At 55.4% G+C, this 19,348-nt stretch carries 16 protein-coding genes and 1 tRNA gene; 8 read left to right on the forward strand and 9 right to left on the reverse strand.

Annotation, left to right across the window (positions count from 1 at the left end):
* Positions 1-145: 145 nt before the first annotated feature.
* Positions 146-222 (forward strand) — tRNA-Met (locus HEQ60_RS06250).
* A gap of 306 nt (positions 223-528) precedes the next feature.
* Here the strand turns inward: HEQ60_RS06250 and HEQ60_RS06255 are convergent.
* From HEQ60_RS06255 to HEQ60_RS06290, 9 genes are all read right to left on the reverse strand, one after another.
* On the reverse strand, positions 529-1,302 hold the full coding sequence (locus HEQ60_RS06255; protein WP_416046637.1) for a DMT family transporter: 774 nt from the start codon (positions 1,300-1,302) through the stop codon (positions 529-531).
* Positions 1,203-1,436 carry a hypothetical protein gene (locus HEQ60_RS10485; protein ID WP_209315446.1) on the reverse strand — a complete coding sequence of 78 codons (234 nt, stop codon included), beginning with the start codon at positions 1,434-1,436 and terminating at the stop codon, positions 1,203-1,205. Before HEQ60_RS10485 ends, HEQ60_RS06255 begins: the two co-directional genes overlap by 100 nt.
* On the reverse strand, positions 1,433-2,323 hold the full coding sequence (locus HEQ60_RS10975) for a fatty acid desaturase family protein (RefSeq protein WP_168070671.1): 891 nt from the start codon (positions 2,321-2,323) through the stop codon (positions 1,433-1,435). The genes HEQ60_RS10485 and HEQ60_RS10975 overlap by 4 nt, the downstream gene beginning before the upstream one ends.
* Before the next feature lie 255 nt (positions 2,324-2,578).
* Positions 2,579-3,421, reverse strand: a complete 843-nt coding sequence (locus HEQ60_RS06265; protein ID WP_168070673.1) for a heme ABC transporter ATP-binding protein — start codon at positions 3,419-3,421, stop codon at positions 2,579-2,581.
* Positions 3,418-4,482 carry a FecCD family ABC transporter permease gene (locus HEQ60_RS06270; protein WP_168070675.1) on the reverse strand — a complete coding sequence of 355 codons (1,065 nt, stop codon included), beginning with the start codon at positions 4,480-4,482 and terminating at the stop codon, positions 3,418-3,420. Before HEQ60_RS06270 ends, HEQ60_RS06265 begins: the two co-directional genes overlap by 4 nt.
* Entirely contained in the window at positions 4,467-5,351 is an 885-nt protein-coding gene (locus HEQ60_RS06275; protein ID WP_168070677.1) for a heme/hemin ABC transporter substrate-binding protein, read from the reverse strand. The genes HEQ60_RS06270 and HEQ60_RS06275 overlap by 16 nt, the downstream gene beginning before the upstream one ends.
* Complete coding sequence (locus HEQ60_RS06280) at positions 5,348-6,415, reverse strand: hemin-degrading factor (RefSeq protein ID WP_168070679.1); 1,068 nt, start codon at positions 6,413-6,415, stop codon at positions 5,348-5,350. The genes HEQ60_RS06275 and HEQ60_RS06280 overlap by 4 nt, the downstream gene beginning before the upstream one ends.
* Before the next feature lie 90 nt (positions 6,416-6,505).
* Entirely contained in the window at positions 6,506-8,530 is a 2,025-nt protein-coding gene (locus HEQ60_RS06285; RefSeq protein ID WP_168070681.1) for a TonB-dependent hemoglobin/transferrin/lactoferrin family receptor, read from the reverse strand.
* A gap of 497 nt (positions 8,531-9,027) precedes the next feature.
* A complete protein-coding gene (locus tag HEQ60_RS06290; protein WP_168070683.1) occupies positions 9,028-10,098 on the reverse strand; it encodes a Glu/Leu/Phe/Val dehydrogenase in 1,071 nt (356 codons plus the stop codon).
* A 293-nt stretch (positions 10,099-10,391) separates the two neighbouring features.
* Between HEQ60_RS06290 and HEQ60_RS06295 the strand changes: the two genes are divergently transcribed.
* From HEQ60_RS06295 to HEQ60_RS06325, 7 genes are all read left to right on the forward strand, one after another.
* Positions 10,392-11,324, forward strand: coding sequence for an exopolyphosphatase (locus HEQ60_RS06295; protein ID WP_167812182.1), 933 nt, complete (start codon positions 10,392-10,394; stop codon positions 11,322-11,324).
* A gap of 103 nt (positions 11,325-11,427) precedes the next feature.
* Positions 11,428-12,552: a cell division protein ZapE gene (gene zapE / locus HEQ60_RS06300; RefSeq protein ID WP_168070685.1), complete on the forward strand. Its 1,125-nt coding sequence runs from the start codon at positions 11,428-11,430 to the stop codon at positions 12,550-12,552.
* Positions 12,549-12,818 (forward strand): hypothetical protein, encoded by a 270-nt coding sequence (locus tag HEQ60_RS06305; RefSeq protein WP_168070687.1) that lies wholly within the window; start codon positions 12,549-12,551, stop codon positions 12,816-12,818. Before zapE ends, HEQ60_RS06305 begins: the two co-directional genes overlap by 4 nt.
* A 318-nt stretch (positions 12,819-13,136) precedes the next feature.
* Positions 13,137-14,096, forward strand: a complete 960-nt coding sequence (mdh, locus tag HEQ60_RS06310) for a malate dehydrogenase (RefSeq protein WP_066134106.1) — start codon at positions 13,137-13,139, stop codon at positions 14,094-14,096.
* 48 nt (positions 14,097-14,144) lie between these two features.
* On the forward strand, positions 14,145-15,344 hold the full coding sequence (sucC, locus tag HEQ60_RS06315) for an ADP-forming succinate--CoA ligase subunit beta (protein ID WP_168020484.1): 1,200 nt from the start codon (positions 14,145-14,147) through the stop codon (positions 15,342-15,344).
* 1 nt (position 15,345) lies between these two features.
* Positions 15,346-16,221: a succinate--CoA ligase subunit alpha gene (gene sucD, locus HEQ60_RS06320; RefSeq protein WP_168020482.1), complete on the forward strand. Its 876-nt coding sequence runs from the start codon at positions 15,346-15,348 to the stop codon at positions 16,219-16,221.
* Between the two features lie 161 nt (positions 16,222-16,382).
* Positions 16,383-19,304 carry a 2-oxoglutarate dehydrogenase E1 component gene (locus tag HEQ60_RS06325; RefSeq protein ID WP_168070689.1) on the forward strand — a complete coding sequence of 974 codons (2,922 nt, stop codon included), beginning with the start codon at positions 16,383-16,385 and terminating at the stop codon, positions 19,302-19,304.
* Positions 19,305-19,348 lie beyond the last annotated feature (44 nt).

Consider the following 19,348-nt stretch of genomic DNA (forward strand, 5'->3'; position numbering starts at 1 on the left):
ATCCCTTCCCGAACTCGGCCGTGAAAAACAGCTGCGCCAATGGTACTTTGCCTCAAGGCACGGGAGAGTAGGTCGCCGCCAGGTCTTCCCATCTCTCAAATCAAAAAAAAATAAACGCTTGCTTCTATAAAGTACATAAAACAGACGCGGGGTGGAGCAGCCCGGTAGCTCGTCAGGCTCATAACCTGAAGGTCGCAGGTTCAAATCCTGCCCCCGCAACCAAAAATAAAAAAATCCCACGTAGTAAAATACGCAGGGGGGGTTATATGGAGAAGCAGAAAAATCTTAGAGAGATTTGTTCTTGATAGGTTGTCTGAATGCGTTGCTCGTACGCAAAAGATGGATGATTTATCTGTTCAGATAATACTCTTATCTACGTTATTTTTATGATTATTTCAAAAGATTGGCACCTAATTTCTATTGGTGAGATTGGGGTGCTATTATTTATCTGGTTCTGGTCCTTTCCTAGGCAGGTATATGCTAACAATAGCCCAGAAGCTGGCGGAATCGGAGTGATCAGATCTGCTGTCATGGATACAGTGCACGTTCCGGCAAAAGCTCGTGATCTTGTTTCAGGGCAAGAAGAAGACCCGTCATAATACAGAGCGCCCCAAGCCAGCCGGTCACACCAAGGCTCTCTCCAAAAACCACAAAGGCAAAAAGGGTCGCAAACAGAGGGTCACTGCTTTCAATAATCTGGACGCTGCTTGCGTTGCCGCGTTGTATCGCTTTTGTGGTGAAGTAGAAGCCCCCAATAGTCGGGAATATGACAAGCCCGAGGATGGCAATGGCAACCGGCGGGCTTGGTATTGAAAGTCCCTCCATGGCATAAGGTATCGCCAGATACAGACTTCCAAATCCGAACAGCCATACGAGATGGGCAAGTCCAGACTCTATCTTTAGCAGCTTTGAGGCAAAGATAAACAGCGCGTACCCCAGGCCGCCAAGAAGGGCCAGTATGATGCCAGCCATGCTTCCCGATATGCCGGCTTCATGGGCGATTATAAAATAGACGCCGGATACGATGGCAGAAAATGCCAGTATTTTCATCAGGCTGATTTTTTCTTTCAGGAAAACAGATGATAGGACGAGCGTCACACCACCCGCTGCATAGGTCAGGAATGAGACAAGGGGGATATTAGCTTCCTTGAAAGCCCATGTTTCAAAGAAGTAGAGACAGAATATCCCCAAGAAAGACAAGATCATGAATTTCGGGGCTGATGTCCGCAAGGATACGAGTTCTGATCGGAGTTTTTTTGTGATGAGCAGAAGATCAAAAGAATCAGAAAAGCGGCAAAGCATTTGAAAAATGCGATCTGGTGATGTGACCCGCCTTCCATAAAGCCAGCGCGATTGAATGGGCCTATCATTCCATTCAGGGCCGCAGCAGCCAGCGCATGGAACTCTGGTCTTGATCTCCAGTTTTTTTCGTTCATGTGCGTGCAATCCGTACATTTTTTTTGAAGCAGGTATTGTCGGTCTCAAACTCATGTTCGTTAATGATATATTTGATTAGGCTGGTATTTTTAGGACTCCTTGAAGAGAAAATTCCACCCCACGTGTTATCCCATTCACGGAAATATTCATTGTTGCGTAGAACTGCTGTTGCCTTTGCGAGATTCCAGTGTGGCACTCCTGGTAATAGATGATGTGTTAAATGATAGTTGTCACCATGCATGCCTATTATGAATCTTTCAATGGGACCTGCGTACCGATTACGGGATGAGTAAAGTGGTGTTCCCAGACTATCTTTCATCATAGGGAAATGTTCAGAGAGTTCACTGAACCATCCAATAACTGGATGTACAATCATAAATGGGACGTACCAGAATAATAAATACTCTATTGTATTTAAGTGTATAGATAATGTTATAATTATGGAATGAAACAATATAATCCAGATGGTTTCATGACGATATGCATCTTCTCGCAGTGATCCAAGAAATCGATCTACGAGAAGGAACTTTACATAGCTTAGTGTGCGCCCGCCGAGAAAGGGAAGTATGAAAAATTTCCATATAAAATGATACCGCGTTTGGTTATCGTATACACCTTCCTTTGTCATATAATACAAGTCTGGTTCATTCGATTTATCGACAATATTACGATGATGTTTTAAGGCATGAGATGCCTTATATGCTCTAAGTGATTGGAATATAGTCCAACCACAAAATATTCGTCCTATTGTATTGTTTAGTTTGGTATTCAGTAATAGCGTGCCATGGGCAGCGTCATGGAATAAAGTGGCTAAAGTTATTTGCCTGGATCCTATAATTATTATTGATAATATAACTGTAAAGTGAGAGTTCGATAAAGTCAGCATAATAGAAGAATAAATCTATAGCACATTCTTAATCATGGAAATAATTCCATGATAATTATCTCTTTTGCAAAGAGATTTGAGTTGTATGATGTGCTCATGTTCAAGGCCAATGAAAGATCTGCGCATAGCAATGCCCCCCCCCCCCCTCATTTATAATCTTAAATATATTATATTTTTATTATTAAAACCAGAGATTATTTTTACTAGCAAGTGGGTATGTTCGGAACGAATCTTTTGAGTGCGCTGGGATCCGGCTTACGCTGTGTTTTGTTGTGGGCCAATCATTTTGCCTGCCTTCTTGCTGTCGTTTTCACCACATGAGGGCAGGCATGGAATAATAATCCGTGCCCCATTATCGTCGAGGATGCGTGTTCGGATAGCGAAGACCTGCTCTATGATATCCGGCACGAGAACATCATCGGGGTAACCGGTGGCTGCAATCTTGCCGTCGGCCAGAAGGATAATGTGATCTGCCCACGCAGCAGCCAGATTCAGGTCATGCAAGACAGCAACAACCCCGTTTCCTTGGCGAGCGAGAGCCTTGGCCTGCGCCAGAATTTGGTGCTGATGGGCTGGATCCAGGCTCGACGTTGGCTCATCCAGAAGCAGGTATGCCGGTTCTTTGTTTTCGCCATCGGCCAGTTGTGCCAGAGCTCTGGCAAAGTGCGTGCGCTGTTGTTCTCCACCCGACAGGTTAAGGTAATTACGTGCCTTCAGATGATGAATGCCGGCCTTCTGGAGGGCCTGATCTACAAGGCAGGCATCGTGACGGGATGTGCTGGCCTGATGCGGGCTTAGTCCGAGCTGTACAACCTCGGTGACTGAAAACCCGAACTGAAGAGACGGGTTTTGCGGCAGAACAGCCCGACGTCGTGCCAACGCCTTGAGCGGCCAGGCCTCCAGAGGGGTATTGTCCAAGTGTATCTGACCGGCGTCGGGCTTGCGTTCGCCAGCCATGACAGACAGCAAGGTCGATTTCCCCGATCCATTGGGACCGAGAATAACGGTCATGGTCCCCGGATGCACAGACAGGTTGATGTCAGACAGGATAGCGCGGTTACCGAACTGAACGTGAATATGGGATAAATCCAGGCTCATGATGCCGTGCTTCTTCGTGTGTGACCAAACAGTAACCAGACCAGGCACGGCGCGCCAATCAGGCTGCATAAAAGACCGATTGGCATTTCTGCCGGCTCAGCAAGGGTTCGTGCAGCCGTGTCGGACAGTGTCATCAGGATTGCCCCGGCTAGTGCGGATCCGGGAAGGAGGAGACGGTGATCAGCCCCTATCGCCAGGCGAACCAGATGAGGCACAACAAGGCCAACAAAGCCGATAACACCGGAGACCGAAACGGCTGCGCCCACGCCCAAGCTGATCAGAATGGTACTCCACCGTATGAGGCGTGGAACATCCATGCCCAAGTGCCCTGCTTCCCTCTCCCCCAGGACGAGAATATTCAGTTGGTTCGATTGCCGGACGAGAAGAAACACGGTCATAAACATGATCAGTGATGCGGGCACAATCTGGCTCCAGTCACTGTTGCTTAGGCTTCCCATGGTCCAGAACAGGAACTGGCGCATCTGCAGGTCATCGCCCAGATAGACAAGCAGGCCAATACCGGTTGCGCACAGCGCATTGACCGCAATGCCGGCCAGCAGCATGGTGGCTGGGTTGACCCGCCCGTTGATGGCTGCCAGAAGGTGAACAAAAGAAACGGCTGCCATGCCGCCGGCAAAGGCGGCTATTGGCAGAAGCCATGGCTCTCCTGTCAGTGTTGTTCCAAAGACAATGGCTCCGGCCGCTGCCAGCGCGCATCCACTGGAAATGCCAACCAGTCCGGGATCAGCCAGCGGATTACGGAAAATGGCCTGCAAGCTGGCCCCGGAGACAGCCAAGGTTGCGCCAACCAGCGTACCGAGAAAGATCCGGGGCAGGCGGATGCTGCCCAGAACAGCTTCGTGCTGCCAGGGGATTCCCGCATCAGTCAGTCCGGTATGGGATGCCATGTATTGCAAAACATGGATCGCGGGAATGGAAACACTGCCGGTACATGCCGCTGCCACAACCGTGATAACCAGAAGGATGGCCAGCCCGGGCACGGCAAGGCGCCTGCCTTCTCTTTTCATGGACGTGTTTCGCTGGTTCAGTGGGCGGGCCATGGTTCATCCCCTGCTGTGCCAAAGGATCGGGCCAGATCCATGATGGCCCGTGGCGTGCGCGGCCCGAGCCCCATCAACAGCGTGCTGTCGATGACCACAACCCGTTTATTCCGGGCCGCAGGTGTTGGCGCAATCTGGGGCAATTGAATAATAGCATCTGTCTTTTTGTCTGGCCCCAAGGTGTGATCCCCAAGGAGTAGGATATCGGGAGCTAGCAGCATGGCACCTTCACCGGACAGCGGTTTGAAGCCTTCCGTCTGACTGGAGACATTGCGGCCCCCGGCCTGCTGGATCAAGTAATCCACCACCGTCTTACGCCCGGCGGTAATCGGTGGTCCGGCCCCGGCTGACAACAGACACAGGACACCGGGTGCACTGGATTCTGCAGGGCGTTGTATGGCGTTCAGGGTTGCCATCAGGTCCTTGGCCAGATCATCGGCTTCCTGTGGTCGGTGAACCCAGTTCCCGATGTGGTGAATGTTGCTGCGCAGTGTTTCCAGAGTCAGGGCGGTGGGCAGGGTCTCCACCCGCACCCCGGCCTGCCGTATCTGCGACAGAACATGGGGTGGTCCGGCATCTGCCGGTACCAGAAGCAGGTCGGGCTCCAACGACAGGATGCCTTCTGCAGCCAGGGTCCGCATATAGCCAACCTTGGGGCGCCGGGCTGCGGCCTCGGGATACTGGCTGGTGGTGTCCACGGCAACAACGCGATCCCCGGCACCCAAGGCAAACACGATCTCTGTGACCGGAGCGCTGATGGAAACAATCCGCTGTGGTGCCTGACCGCTGTAAACGGGAAATACAGGCAGTATTGCCAGTGTCAGGGCCGCAAGAATGGCGACCCTGACAAAACAATGCTGTGGTTTCATGCGACAGCGGCGTGGTGGTCATGACCGGGCAGGGATTTGACAATTGCCCGCCAATCTTCGCGCTCGGGCTCCTGCCCATGCCTTTCCCCGCACAGGATGGCGACGTTCCGTCCCTGTGTGTCATACAGTTCCAGGGTCGTGATAACGCCGTTCATGCTGGGCTTGCGAACCACCCAGGTACCGGCAATCTCTTCGCCGCGGACGTGAAGGTTGAAATCCGGATCCATGATGTTCAGCCAGCCGTCCTTTTCCATGACCCGCTGTATGGTCCCGGTGTGGATCTGGATGCAGCCGGCACTGCCGACAAAGACCATCAGCGGGGCTTTCTGGTTGACGGCCATGTCCAGGGTGCGACGCAGGGCATCGGTGCTGGTTTCAAGGGCAAGATCCGGGCCGACCAGACGCATGGCCTGCAGGCGGTCAACCCCGAATTCCCTCAGCATGTCGTGGAAGTGATGGACATCGCGCAGGGCAGACCAGTGCGCCCGCAATCCTTCCACGTCAATCTGATCGTCAGGGCGTTCAACAGGCGTGCGGGCCGGAACAACATCCAGCCCGGTTGACTGGTTGTCAGAACGATATTGTTCTGTCAGACGGGCCCAAGCATCAACGTCACCATCAGCGGTCAGGAAAACCTTGTGTACAGCGGTTCCGTCAAGATCAAAGAATTGTAGTGAACGCCGAATTCCGTGCTGGTTCTCGGTCTTGACGGCGAACCCGTGGTGCCAGCGCCCCAGGAACAGGCGCAGGTCAATGCCGCCGTTATAAACAACGCCGCTGCCGCCGCTGATGTTGATGTTGCCAAAGGCGCCGGTTTTCTCGTGAACAACGGCATTGTTGCGGGTGATGACCTTGACCGGCCCCAGGGCGGGCAGCGCCTGTATCAGTTCGGCCCAGTCGGCGTCCAGGCGCACAACATCGTGCCCGCAGCCGGCCGCGACCAGCTGCGCTTCAGTTGTGCCAAGATCGGCAGCCAGATCGCGGGCATAGCGGCGGGCTGTTCCCGATGCCAAGGATGCCCAGGCGTGTTGCAGATCGGTGGTGGCGGGTGATTGAGAAGTCATGAAAGGTGTCTCCTTCGGGAAAAAGGCCGGCGGGGCGGGGTGCGACCGCTGTTCCGCCGGCAGATGCACAAAGCCGGTTGAAACGGTTGCCTAGAACTGGATCACAGCACTCAGGCGGATATCACGACCAGCGGCGTAGATCGCTGACTCGTGGGGTTTGTAATACCGGTCAAACAGGTTGTCGGCTGTCAGGTTTACACGCAGGGCATCGTTGAACTGTTCCGGCGCCCAGCTGACAAAGACATCGTGGATTGTGTAACCACCGCTTTTCTTATCGGTCTTGGCGCGGTTCTGGGCTGCCACCATGTGGGTGCGCCAGCCGGCTTCCAGATCCGTGCCGGGAATGCGGGTGCCGATGGTGGTCACAGCCTTGGCGGCGGGGATGCTTTCCAGCGGGGTGTGGCTGCTGCGGTTGTCGCCGCGCAGTTTTGAAGCCCCCAGGCTGGCAAACACAATCCCGGCGTCATAGGCGGCTTCCAGCTCCACCCCCCGGATCCGGGCGTTGGGGACGTTGCTGGTTGTGGTTGTGGTTGCCCCCACTGTTTGTTCGATGTAGTCCTTGATCCGGTTTTCAAACCCCGACACCTTCAGGCGCAGGCTGTCCCGTTCCAGTGCCAGGTTCTGAAACCGGAAGCTGGCACCAAGTTCGGCGTTGCGGGCTTTTTCCGGGCGCAGGTTCGGGTTGGGAACGAAGGTGTTATCAGTGAAGGTGCTGGGTGGGGTGAAGAACGTGAAGTGAGTGCCCTGATTGTAAAGGCCTTTCAGGTTCGGAGCGCGGAAGGCCTCGGCATAGGACACATAGGGCATGAACCACGGGGTCACCCGCCACGACAGCGCCGCCTTGGGCGAGGTGGAACTTCCGTCGCGCCCGGCCCGGTCGGTGGGTGACAGGTCAAAGCGGTCGTGGCGGACACCGGCGGTCAGGGTCCAGTCGGTGAACAGGGTGATTTCATCCTGCACAAATACGCCGGTCGTTTTCATGGTGGCATCGGGGTAGAAGCCCGGCGTGGGGCTGCCGTCACGCCGCCCTTCCTGTTTCTCCTCCATATACTCGACGCCATAGGTCAGGCGGTTGTGGGCGGAATCCCCGAACGAAAAACGGCTGGTATTGGCCACGTCCACACCGTTGACGGTTTGCTTGCGGGTGTCATGACGTACGCTTGCCCGGGTTTTCTCCTCGATATCGGCCTGATTCCGGTACAGGGTGGCCTGGACGTCAAAGAGCTTGTCTGCCGGGTTCTTGTAGTTCCACGACAGGGTATAGGTATCCTGCCTGGTGTCGCGGTCAACGGTGGGGTTTTTGTGCACATTGAGCGGATCTTCGGCGCTGGCGCCTGCCTTCTCGTCGCCGTCATAGCGCAGGGCCGACAGGGTGATGCGGTGGAAGGTGTCGGGATTGATGCCAACCTTGAACAGGGCGGAACGATTCCGTTCTGCCGAATAGGGCAGGTGAGTGTCGTTGCCGTGGCGCAGGTCGGCCTGGGTGTGGGCGCTGCCGCCAATCAGAAAATCCAGAGTTTCCATCGGGCGGGCATAGGCCATCAGGCTGCCGCGCTTTTTGTCGCTGGCGCTGGCATAGCCCGCTGACACCCTGCCGCCCATCATCTGCCCCGGCTTCAGGAAGTCGGTGGCGTCAACGGTGGTCATGTTCATCACCCCGCCCAAAGCCCCGGATCCGAACAGGGTTGATCCCGGCCCGCGCAGCACGTCTACCTGGCGCAGGAATTCGGGCTCGACGAAAATGCGTCCCTTGTGTTCGGCGTTGAAGTTCTGGCGTGCATTGTCCAGCCGCACCACCACGCGTTCCCCGCCCAGACCGCGAATGGTGGGGCGTACAGCGGTGCCGCGTGGCCCGCCAGAGAAGCTGGCGCCGGGAATGTCACGCAGCAGTTCAACTACGGACCCGGGCTGGCGTTTCTCGATGTCTTCACGTCGGACGACACTGACAGCTTCCGGAGTATCGATGGCAGTTTGTTCCGTCCGTGTGGCCGAAACGGTGACCGCATCCAGCCGCGTGGTTGTTGGCGCAGGCTGTGTCTGGGCCTGGGCCACACTGGCTATCAAGGGAAGGAGTATACCGGCCCCGAACAGCGGGGCCCCGAAATGTTTGTGCATGTCTTGCTCACCTCGTTTGATTGCTTTTTTGTGCGGGACCGGCAGGCCGGCAGATTTCCGGGCGGGAATTCATGAAAAAAGGGCAGGAGAAGGCGCAGCGTTCTTGCGTGCAGGCGATAGGCCCGGCTGAACGTCGTGCCATTATGGCTTGGTAACCGGCTGTGATGCAGGGGTGTTGCTGTATCGGATATTTGCAAAGCGGTGCGCGCATGGCGCAGAACGGCGATCTGTTTCCCGTACCGGGCAGATGTCAGGATACATGGCACCCTCTGCATGTAATAATCATTATCACACGCACTATGCACGGAGATTCCCAAAGGTCAAGCGCAGATCGTTTCAAGCGATCATCTTTGGGTTGTTTTTCTTTTCCTCGCAGAATCTTCCGCGCGGAAATCCCCGTGACCTATCGATAGGTCACGAAGGAACAGGTGTAGTGCGTCAGTGTTTGCAGCACGAAACACTACACCCGTTTTTCCTGTCTATTTCTTATTGGTTTTTCAGGCAGCGACCGACCGTTGGCGATTAGTCTTTATTTCGTATAAACGTTCGCGGGCGATGGTATCGGCGATGTCTGCCGTTGTCTGACCACCCAAGCGGGCTCTCTGGTAGATTCCGGTCAGTGTTTCTGCAATGGCAGCCGCTTTTTTCCGCAGCCCTTCGGTCGTGAAGGTCCCGTCTATATCCGATGCAATGGCCATGACCCCGCCAGCATTGATCACATAATCCGGGGCGTAAAGAATGCTGCGCTTTTGCAGCTCCATTGCCATATCCGGTGTTGCAAGCTGGTTGTTGGCAGCCCCGGCGACAGCCTTGGCTTTGATATCCGGAATGGTGACCGGGTTCAGCGAAGCGCCAAGTGCGCAAGGAGCAAAAATATCGCACTCCACGGCATGGATGCGGTCTGGGTCAACTGCAACGGCACCATATTCCCGAACGATATAGTCAACACGGGCAGGATCAATGTCCGATACGATCAGCTTGGCGCCGGCTGTGGCAAGATGGCTGCATACATAGTGCCCAACATGTCCCAGGCCTTGTACGGCGATGGTGCGGCCCTGAAGGTCCGGGGTTTCGAACAGTTCAGTTGCGGTTGCCCGGATGCCATGGAAAACGCCCCATGCCGTGAAGGGAGACGGATCGCCCAGCCCGTTCTTGCGCCCGGTTCCGGCAACGTGCTGCGTTTCAGTGGCAATGATGTCCATGTCTGCCGGTGAGGTACCGACATCTTCGGCAGCGATATAGCGACCACCCAAGGCTTCAACCTTGCGACCAAAGGCCCGGAGCAGGGCTTCGGACTTGTGCTGTGCCGGGTCCCCGATGATAACGGACTTCCCGCCACCCAAGGGCAGCCCGGCCATGATGTTCTTGTAGGTCATTCCGCGCGAGAGTCGCAGGGCGTCGATGATGGCTTCTTGGTGTGAGGCATAGGGCCACATGCGGGTTCCGCCGCACGCGGGGCCGGGAATTGTTGAATGGACGGCAATCACAGCCTTCAGCCCGGAGTCGGTGTCTGTAGCCAGCACAACGAGCTCGTGGTCATCGAAATCACGCAGTTCCACGATATTCATGGTGTTTTGTCTCCCTTGCTCTCCGGACATTCCTTGTTGTTCCGGCAGAGTTCTTATTTATTCGTCATAATGTGAACGTAAGATTATATTTATGCAATTCTCTTTCTCGCAAATGTTCTGAAAACAGCACGATCCGGTGCTTGTCGGTGTGTCAGTTATTTTTCCGGCTTGCGTATCTGGACACGGTTATGCAGGCACGTGTTGCCTGATGGCGGGGGGGAAGGTATCGTGTTGCCTGTTGTATCGTGGCCGGGGTTTGCCGGCTGTCCGGCGATGATCAGGGGAGTGTGCGGATGTCGGAAACCAAGTTCCGTCTTGTGACCCGCAGTGACTTTGATGGTCTGGTCTGTGCCATGATCCTCAAAGAGCTTGATATGATTGATGATATCAAGTTCGTTCACCCCAAGGACATGCAGGATGGAAAAGTTGAGGTGTCAAAGCGTGACATCACAACCAACCTGCCGTACGTGCCGGGTGTCCATCTGGCTTTTGACCATCATCTGTCAGAAACCATAAGGATCGGTGGCAAGCCCGAGAATCATATCATTGACCCGGATGCGCCCTCGGCGGCGCGCGTGGTCTACAAGTACTATGGTGCTGAAAAGGTCATCAAGAAAGTAACGGCAGATATGATGCTGGCCGTTGACAAGGGTGACTCCGCCAATTTCACCCGCGAAGAGGTTCTGAAGCCGGAAGGCTGGAACCTGATGAACTTCCTTATGGATGCCCGGACAGGGCTTGGGCGATTCAAGGAATTCCGGGTTTCCAATTACCAGTTGATGATGAACCTGATCGATTATTGTCTGGATCATACCATTCAGGATGTTCTTGCCCTGCCCGATGTCCGTGAAAGAATCGACCTTTACTTCGAGCAGCAGGAAAAGTTCACGGTCCAGATGCGCCGCTGCACAACGGTCAAGGGCAAGGTGGCTATTATTGATCTCAGGGAAGAGGACCCGATTTATGTCGGCAACCGTTTCCTTGTTTATGCGCTGTATCCGGATGCGAATGTATCCATACATATCATGCGTGGCTTTCAGAATGAAAAGACGGTTTTTGCGGTTGGCAAGTCGATCTTCGATAAATCCTCGAAAGCCAATATAGGCGAGCTGATGCTGAAGTACGGTGGCGGTGGCCATGCCAATGCTGGAACGTGTCAGGTTTGGCATCAGGATGCCTCCCAGGTGATGGAGGTTCTGGTGGCGCGTCTGAACATGGCGTCCTGACGCGCCCGGGGCAGGGTACGGTTTCCTGCCCTTGGTATTTTTCTGTTTTTGGTCTAACGCTTTGCAGCCTTGTGCTGACATCTAACGTGGACCCTGAACCGCCATGAATGACGACCCCCTGTCTCTTTACCGCGCCCGCCTTGCCCAAGGGTGTCTGCGTGCCGATCCTGTGCAGGAGCTGGCAGCGGAAAAGTTGAATTCCCTGCATCACGCCCTGAAAGGCTATCAGCCCTCTTCAGGCCGCAGCGGGTGGCGTGCCCGCTTTGGTTTTGCGCGGATGTCTCCCGACATGGATCCGCCCCAGGGTTTGTATCTGTATGGCCCGGTTGGACGCGGAAAGTCGATGCTGATGGATGTCTTTGTCCATACAGCCCCGGTCAAGGCTTGCCGGAGAGTCCACTTTCATGAATTCCTGCGTGATTTCCACAAGGCGGTGCATGCTTGGCGTAAGAGCCCCGACCGTGAGGGGACTGATCCTGTGCCACCCCTTGCACGGCGCATGGCGCAGGAAAGTTGGTTGTTATGTCTGGATGAGCTGGAGGTTCGCGATATTGCCGATGCCATGATCATCGGTCGTATTTTCGAGGAATTGTTTCGTGCTGGTGCGGTGATCGTTGTGACCTCGAACCGTGCACCGGATGAACTTTACAAGGATGGTCTGCAGCGCGAGAAATTTTTGCCCTTTATCAGCATGATCAAAACGCGGCTTGATTTGCTTGAATTGACGTCGCCAACGGATTATCGGCTGGGTCGGATGAAGGGAGCGCAGATCTACCATACTCCGCTCGGATCGCACGCGGATCGGGCGCTGGACGATGCATTTTTCCGCTTGGCCGGAGGATTGGCCGCGGTGCCGGTACAGCTGGATATCAACGGGCGTGCCCTTTCTGTGCCCCTTGCTGCCGGGGATGTGGCTCGTTTTTCATTCCGTGATTTGTGCGAGCATCCTTTGGCAGCGACCGATTATCTACATCTTGCTTCTGCGTATGATGCTGTTGTTCTGGACAGTGTTCCCGTTCTGGGGCCGCATAACCGTGATCATGCACGCCGCTTTGTCATGTTGATTGATGCTCTTTATGACCATAAAACCTTACTTGTCCTGTCGGCAGAGGCTGACCCGGAGCATTTGTATCCCGACGGGGATGGAGCTTTTGAATTCCAGAGAACGGTTTCAAGGCTGATGGAAATGCAATCGGAGGGCTATATTGGTGCACGTCATGTGGCATGATCACGTTTCCCCTTGTTGTGTCTGATGCCGGGACGGATTCGCGTATTTATGCCCTTGGTCATGGGGTCTTGTTTTCCATCATGCATCCAGAGCGAAAAACAGCCGTCAAAACCTTTGGCATGGCGTATGGTACGGGATACGGTGCTGTTTGGACGGCTGCATGCGATGCAGCATGGTCAAGAGGGGTCGATCGCGACAATGGTCCCCACAGGCACAAGAGAGGTGTTGCCGGGACCGGCTTTGGACGGTTTTGGCTTTTGCCTTGAGAGATATGGTCTGCAGTACAGTCTGCGGATGCCTTTGGTTGTGTGTCCGTGGAAAGAAACTGTTTGTCTGCAGGTGCTGTTCCTCCGGTGTGTTTGTATGCCTGCGGTGTTGGCATGCCAACTTGTTTTCAGGTGGGTATGTCGTTGTGTGATACCGGAAAGTGTGTGTCCTGGCGGCTTGCTTTCCGTGCAAAATCAGGCTATCGAAGGCCGCCTGTCGGGGTTGTCGACTCCCGCGCGGTACCCGTCCGGGAAACGCGACGAGCGGACTTGGCCTTTGGCATTCGCGCAGTTCGTAATCATACGAGGGGATTTTCCATGGCACGCAAGAAGATTGCTCTGGTCGGTGCTGGCAACATCGGCGGCACGCTGGCGCATCTGATCGGTCTGAAAGAACTGGGCGATGTCGTCCTGTTCGACATTACAGACGGTATCCCGCAAGGGAAGGGGCTTGATATCGCCGAATCCACGCCGGTGGAGGGTGTTGATGCCGCCTATTCCGGGGCCACGGACTATTCTGCCATTGCCGGTGCCGATGTCGTGATTGTTACGGCCGGCGTTCCCCGCAAGCCCGGTATGTCGCGCGATGACCTGATCGAAACCAATGCCAAGGTCATGGTTTCTGTGGGGAAGGGGATCCGCCAGTATTGCCCCAAGGCTTTCGTGATCTGCATCACCAATCCGCTTGATGCCATGGTATGGGTGCTGCGCGAAGCGGCCGGCCTGCCTCATCACAAGGTCGTTGGTATGGCCGGTGTTCTTGATTCCGCCCGCTTCCGGTATTTCCTGGCCGAGGAATTCAAGGTCTCGGTCAAGGATATTACCGCGTTTGTGCTGGGTGGTCATGGTGACACCATGGTGCCGCTGGTTCGTTATTCGACGGTTGCCGGCATTCCGTTGCCGGATCTGGTCAAGATGAAGTGGATCTCCCAGAAAAAGTTGGACCAGATTGTCCAGCGGACTCGTGATGGAGGGGCCGAGATCGTTGGCCTGCTGAAGACGGGGTCGGCATTCTATGCGCCGGCTGCTTCTGCAGTTCAGATGGCGGAGTCCTATCTTAAGGATCAGCGCCGTCTGTTGCCTTGCGCGGCTTGGGTTGACGGGCAGTATGGGCTGGACGGCATTTATGTCGGTGTGCCTGTCATTATCGGCGACAAGGGTGTTGAGAAGATTGTGGAGATCAAGCTCAACAAGGACGAAAAGGAAATGTTCGATCATTCCGTTGATTCCGTCCGTGGCCTGATTGCCAAGTCCCGGGAATTGATGCCCAAGGGGTAGGTCACAACAGTCCTCCCCCCGGGGGGCAAACCAGGAGAAGGCTGAAACATGAATATTCACGAGTATCAGGCCAAGGAACTGCTGAAGAAGTTTGGCGTTCCTGTTTTGGCGGGCGGTGTTGCCTATACCGCCGATGAGGCTGCCAAGGTGGCCTCTGGCCTGTCGTCACCGGTCTTTGTCGTAAAGTCCCAGATTCATGCCGGTGGGCGTGGAAAAGGCAAGTTCAAGGAATCTGCCGCCGGAGACAAGGGTGGCGTTCGTGTCGTCAAGTCCGTTGATGACGTCAAGGTGAATGCCGGACAGATGCTGGGCAAGACGCTGGTGACCCATCAGACAGGTGCGGACGGCAAGGAAGTCAAGCGGGTTTACATTGAATCCGGTTGTGACATCCGCCGTGAACTGTACCTGTCGATGCTCGTTGACCGTGCTACGTCGCGTGTTGCGGTCATGGTATCCACCGAAGGCGGTATGGATATCGAGGAAGTAGCTGCCCGCACCCCGGAAAAGATTATCGTCCAGGATATTGATCCCGCCTCGGGGATTTCCGGCTTCCATTGCCGCAAGCTTGCCTTTGCCTTGGGTCTGGAAGGAGGGCAGGTCGAGGTTTTCGGCAAGCTGCTGACAAGCCTGTACACGTGTTTCCTAGGCCTGGACATTGCCCTGCTGGAGATCAACCCGCTGGTTGTGACCGGTGATGGCACAGTCATCCCTCTGGACTGCAAGATGTCCTTTGATGACAACGCTCTGTACCGTCACAAGGAGCTTGCCGACCTGCGTGACGAGGATGAGGAAGACCCTTCGGAAATTGAGGCGGCTCTCCATGCCCTGAACTATATCAAGCTGGATGGCTCGATCGGTTGTATGGTCAACGGTGCCGGTCTTGCCATGGCGACAATGGATATCATAAAGCTTTATGGTGGTTCACCGGCCAATTTCCTGGATGTTGGCGGTGGTGCGACCAAGGAGCGTGTGACCACAGCCTTCAAGATCATTCTCCGTGATCCCAATGTCAAAGGGATCCTGGTCAACATCTTTGGCGGGATCATGCGGTGTGATGTTATTGCCGAGGGCGTGGTGGCTGCCGCGCGTGAGGTATCGTTGAATGTTCCTCTGGTGGTCCGCCTGGAAGGCACGAATGTTGATCTGGGCAAGAAGATCATGCGTGAGTCCGGTCTGCCCATTATTGCCGCCGACAACCTGGCGGACGCGGCCGAGAAGGTCGTCAAAGCCGTGAAGGAGGCAAAATAAAATGGCCGTTCTTATTGGCAAGGATACCAAGGTTATCTGCCAGGGTTTTACCGGCAAGCAGGGTACGTTCCATTCCGAGCAGGCCATTGCCTATGGCACCCGGATGGTGGGTGGCACCAGCCCGGGGAAGGGTGGGTCGCGTCATCTGGACCTGCCGGTTTTTGATACGGTGCTGGATGCCCGGGCAAAAACCGGTGCCAATGCCTCGGTGATCTATGTTCCTCCCCCGGGTGCGGCGGATGCTATTCTCGAAGCTATTGATGCCGAGATGGAGCTGATTGTTTGTATTACCGAAGGGATACCGGTTCTGGATATGGTGCGTGTCAAGCGGGCCTTGTCCGGATCGCGCAGCCGTCTGGTTGGCCCCAACTGCCCGGGTGTTATTACGCCGGGTGAGTGCAAGATCGGCATTATGCCCGGCCATATTCACCAGCGTGGCAAAATCGGCGTGGTCTCACGCTCTGGCACGCTGACGTATGAAGCGGTGGCACAGACCACGGCTGCGGGATTGGGGCAGTCTACCTGCATTGGTATTGGTGGTGACCCGGTTAATGGAACCAACTTCATTGATTGCCTGGAAATGTTCCTGGCCGACAAGGAAACCCAGGGCATCATCATGATTGGCGAAATTGGTGGATCTGCCGAGGAAGAAGCGGCCGAGTTCATCAAGAAGAGCAAGGTGAAAAAGCCGATGGTCGGTTTCATTGCCGGGGTGACAGCGCCTCCGGGCAAGAGAATGGGCCATGCCGGTGCCATTATCTCCGGCGGCAAGGGCACGGCGGATGCCAAGATGGAAGCCATGCGCTCTGCCGGCATTGTGGTTGCGGACAGTCCTTCTGCTCTTGGCAGCACCATGCTGTCCTTGATGAAGGGTTGAGATGATGGTGGGGAAACCGGTTGTCACGTGTTGTGGTTTCCGGTTTCCTGCGCATCCGTTCTGTTGGGGTGCGTTTGTGTGATATGGCCCGCACCGCGCCGGAACATCCCGGTCCGATCGCGGTTTGTTCAACAACGGGTATGACGTAAAGGACAGGAAGCGTGGAAGCTTCGTTCTTGACCGGCGCCAATGCCGCCTTTATCGCCGAGTTGTACCAGCGGTACCTCGACGATCCGTCGTCGGTCGATCCCAGCTGGATCGGCATGTTCAAGGAACTGATGGATGACCCCGCTGCCTTGGCGCGGGAAGTATCCGGTCCGGTCTGGGGACGTTCGGGAACCAAGGTTATTGGCGCTGCTGATGCTGATGCCCCGGCTGGGGGTAACAAGAAAAAGCCCGGCGGTGGGGGTGGTGTATCAGAAGCCGAGGTTCGTGCACGGGCCTTGGATTCCATACGTGCTCTTATGATCATCCGGACATATCGGGTTCGTGGCCATCTCATGGCGACCCTTGATCCCTTGGGAATTAACGAGCCGACACCACATCCCGAGCTGGATTATCGTACCTACGGCTTCACGGAAGCCGATCTGGACCGCGAAATTTTCATTGATGATGCTTTTGGGCTGGAAAAGGCTACGCTGCGCCAGATCCTGACCCTGCTCCGGAAAACGTATTGCGATACCATCGGTGTGGAATTCATGCACATCCAGTATCCGGACCAGAAGGCCTGGATACAGGAGCGGATTGAAGCCCCCCGTGTGCCGGGTGATGGTCCTGCCCTTGGGCGTCGGGCTGTTTACGAGCGTCTGTGCGAAGCCGAGGGGTTCGAGAAATTCCTTCAGGTCAAGTACACCGGCACCAAGCGGTTCGGGCTTGAGGGGGGAGAAGCAACGATCCCGGCGATCGAGCAGATTCTGCACCGGGGCAGCCAACTGGGTATCGAGGAAGTTGTAATTGGCATGGCGCACCGGGGCCGGCTGAATGTGCTGACCAACATCATGCGCAAGCCGTTCCGGGCCATGTTCTCTGAGTTCCAGGGCAACTCCTCGAATCCTGACGAAGTTCAGGGATCCGGCGATGTGAAGTATCACTTGGGAACATCGGTTGACCGCGAGTTTGGCGGCAAGATGGTTCACCTGTCACTGCAGGCCAACCCATCGCATCTGGAAACCGTTGATCCCATCGTTCTGGGCAAGGTGCGTGCCCGTCAGACCCAGCTGGGTGATACAGCCCGGACCCGCGTTCTGGGGCTTCTTCTGCATGGCGACGCCGCATTCTCTGGCCAGGGGGTTGTGGCCGAGTGTTTTGTGATGAGCCAGTTGAAAGGGTATCGTACTGGCGGGACCATTCATGTTGTGGTCAACAACCAGATTGGTTTCACAACGGCGCCCCAGTACAGTCGTTCAGGAACGTATTGCACTGAAATTGCCAAAATGGTGCAGGCCCCGATCCTGCATGTCAACGGGGATGATCCGGACGCTGTTGTCCACGCGGCTCGCATTGCTGTCGAGTATCGCCAGACCTTCGGTTCCGATGTGGTTCTGGATATTGTCTGCTACCGTCGCCACGGCCATAATGAATCCGATGAACCGGCGTTCACGCAGCCAAACATGTACCGCCGGATCGGTGCGCATGAAACGACATGCAAGCGTTACGCCGGGCGTCTGGTTGCGGACGGTGTTCTGAAATCGGACGAGGCTGACGGTATCTATAATGCCTTCCAGCAGCATCTGGAGCAGGAGTTCCAAGCGGCTGCCTCCTATAAGCCCAACAAGGCGGACTGGCTTGAAAGTCGCTGGAAGGGGTTGACCCGTCTTTCGGATGAAGAGGAAAGCCAAGAGTATGATACCCAGGTTCCGCTTGATGTCCTGAAAGATGTTGGTCGCGCCCTTTACACGCCACCGAAGGATTTCGACGTCAACCGGAAGATCCTGCGCCAGCTCAAGGCAAAGGAAGACATGTTCAAGACAGGCAAGGATATTGACTGGGCAACCGGTGAAGCTCTTGCCTTTGGGACCCTGCTTCTGGAAGGACACCCGGTTCGCTTGTCCGGTCAGGACTGCGGGCGCGGTACGTTCTCGCAGCGTCATTCGGTTCTGGTTGATCAGACAAGCGAGAAAACCTATGTTTCCCTCAATCACATCCGTACAGGCCAGGCCCAGTACGAGGTTCTGGACAGTCCGCTGTCGGAATACGGGGTGCTGGGTTACGAGTACGGGTATTCCATGGCAGAACCCAATGGCCTGACCCTCTGGGAGGCCCAGTTCGGTGACTTTGCCAACGGGGCCCAGATTATCTTTGACCAATACATCGCGTCTTCGGAGTCAAAGTGGCTGCGCCTGTCGGGTCTGACTGTCCTGTTGCCGCATGGTTTCGAAGGGCAGGGGCCGGAGCATTCCTCCGCCCGTCCGGAGCGTTATCTCCAGCTGTGCGCCGAGGACAACATGCAGGTCTGCAACCTGACGACGCCTGCCAACTATTACCATGCCTTGCGTCGTCAGCTGCGCCGGAATTTCCGCAAGCCGCTGATTATCATGACCCCGAAATCCCTGCTCCGGCACAAGCTGGCAGTCAGCGCGTTGTCAGAGTTTGGTCCGGGGTCTGCATTCCGGCGTGTGATTGGCGAGAAGCCAGGTGACCTGAAGAAAAATGTGAAGGTGCGTCGGGTCGTTCTGTGCAGTGGCAAGGTCTATTATGATTTGTTGCAGGCCCGTATGGATCAGGATATCGGCGATGTTGCAATCATAAGGGTCGAGCAGCTGTATCCATGGCCAAAGGCTGCTATCGTCCGCGAGTTGTCCCGTTATCCGGGTGCAGAGATTGTCTGGTGTCAGGAAGAGCCGGCCAATGGTGGATACTGGACCTTTGTGAAGATGCGTCTGGATGTTCTTCTGGAAGAAATGGGCCACAAGACCGGCAAGGTTCATTATGTCGGTCGTACGGCTTCGGCTTCCCCCGCGACAGGCAGCTATAAAAAGCACAATGCCGAACAGGCTCTGCTGGTTGAACAGGCACTGTCCTGGGCCTTCAAGGATTTGCCACAGCCCTTCCGACGGGCACCCACCCCGGGCAAGCCGGCTTGATTGCCGGGCTGCTCCGCCGTAATACGACGACACAATCGAGGACG

It is taken from the genome of Haematospirillum sp. H1815 (assembly GCF_012102705.1).
Classification (GTDB): Bacteria; Pseudomonadota; Alphaproteobacteria; order Rhodospirillales; family Rhodospirillaceae; genus Haematospirillum.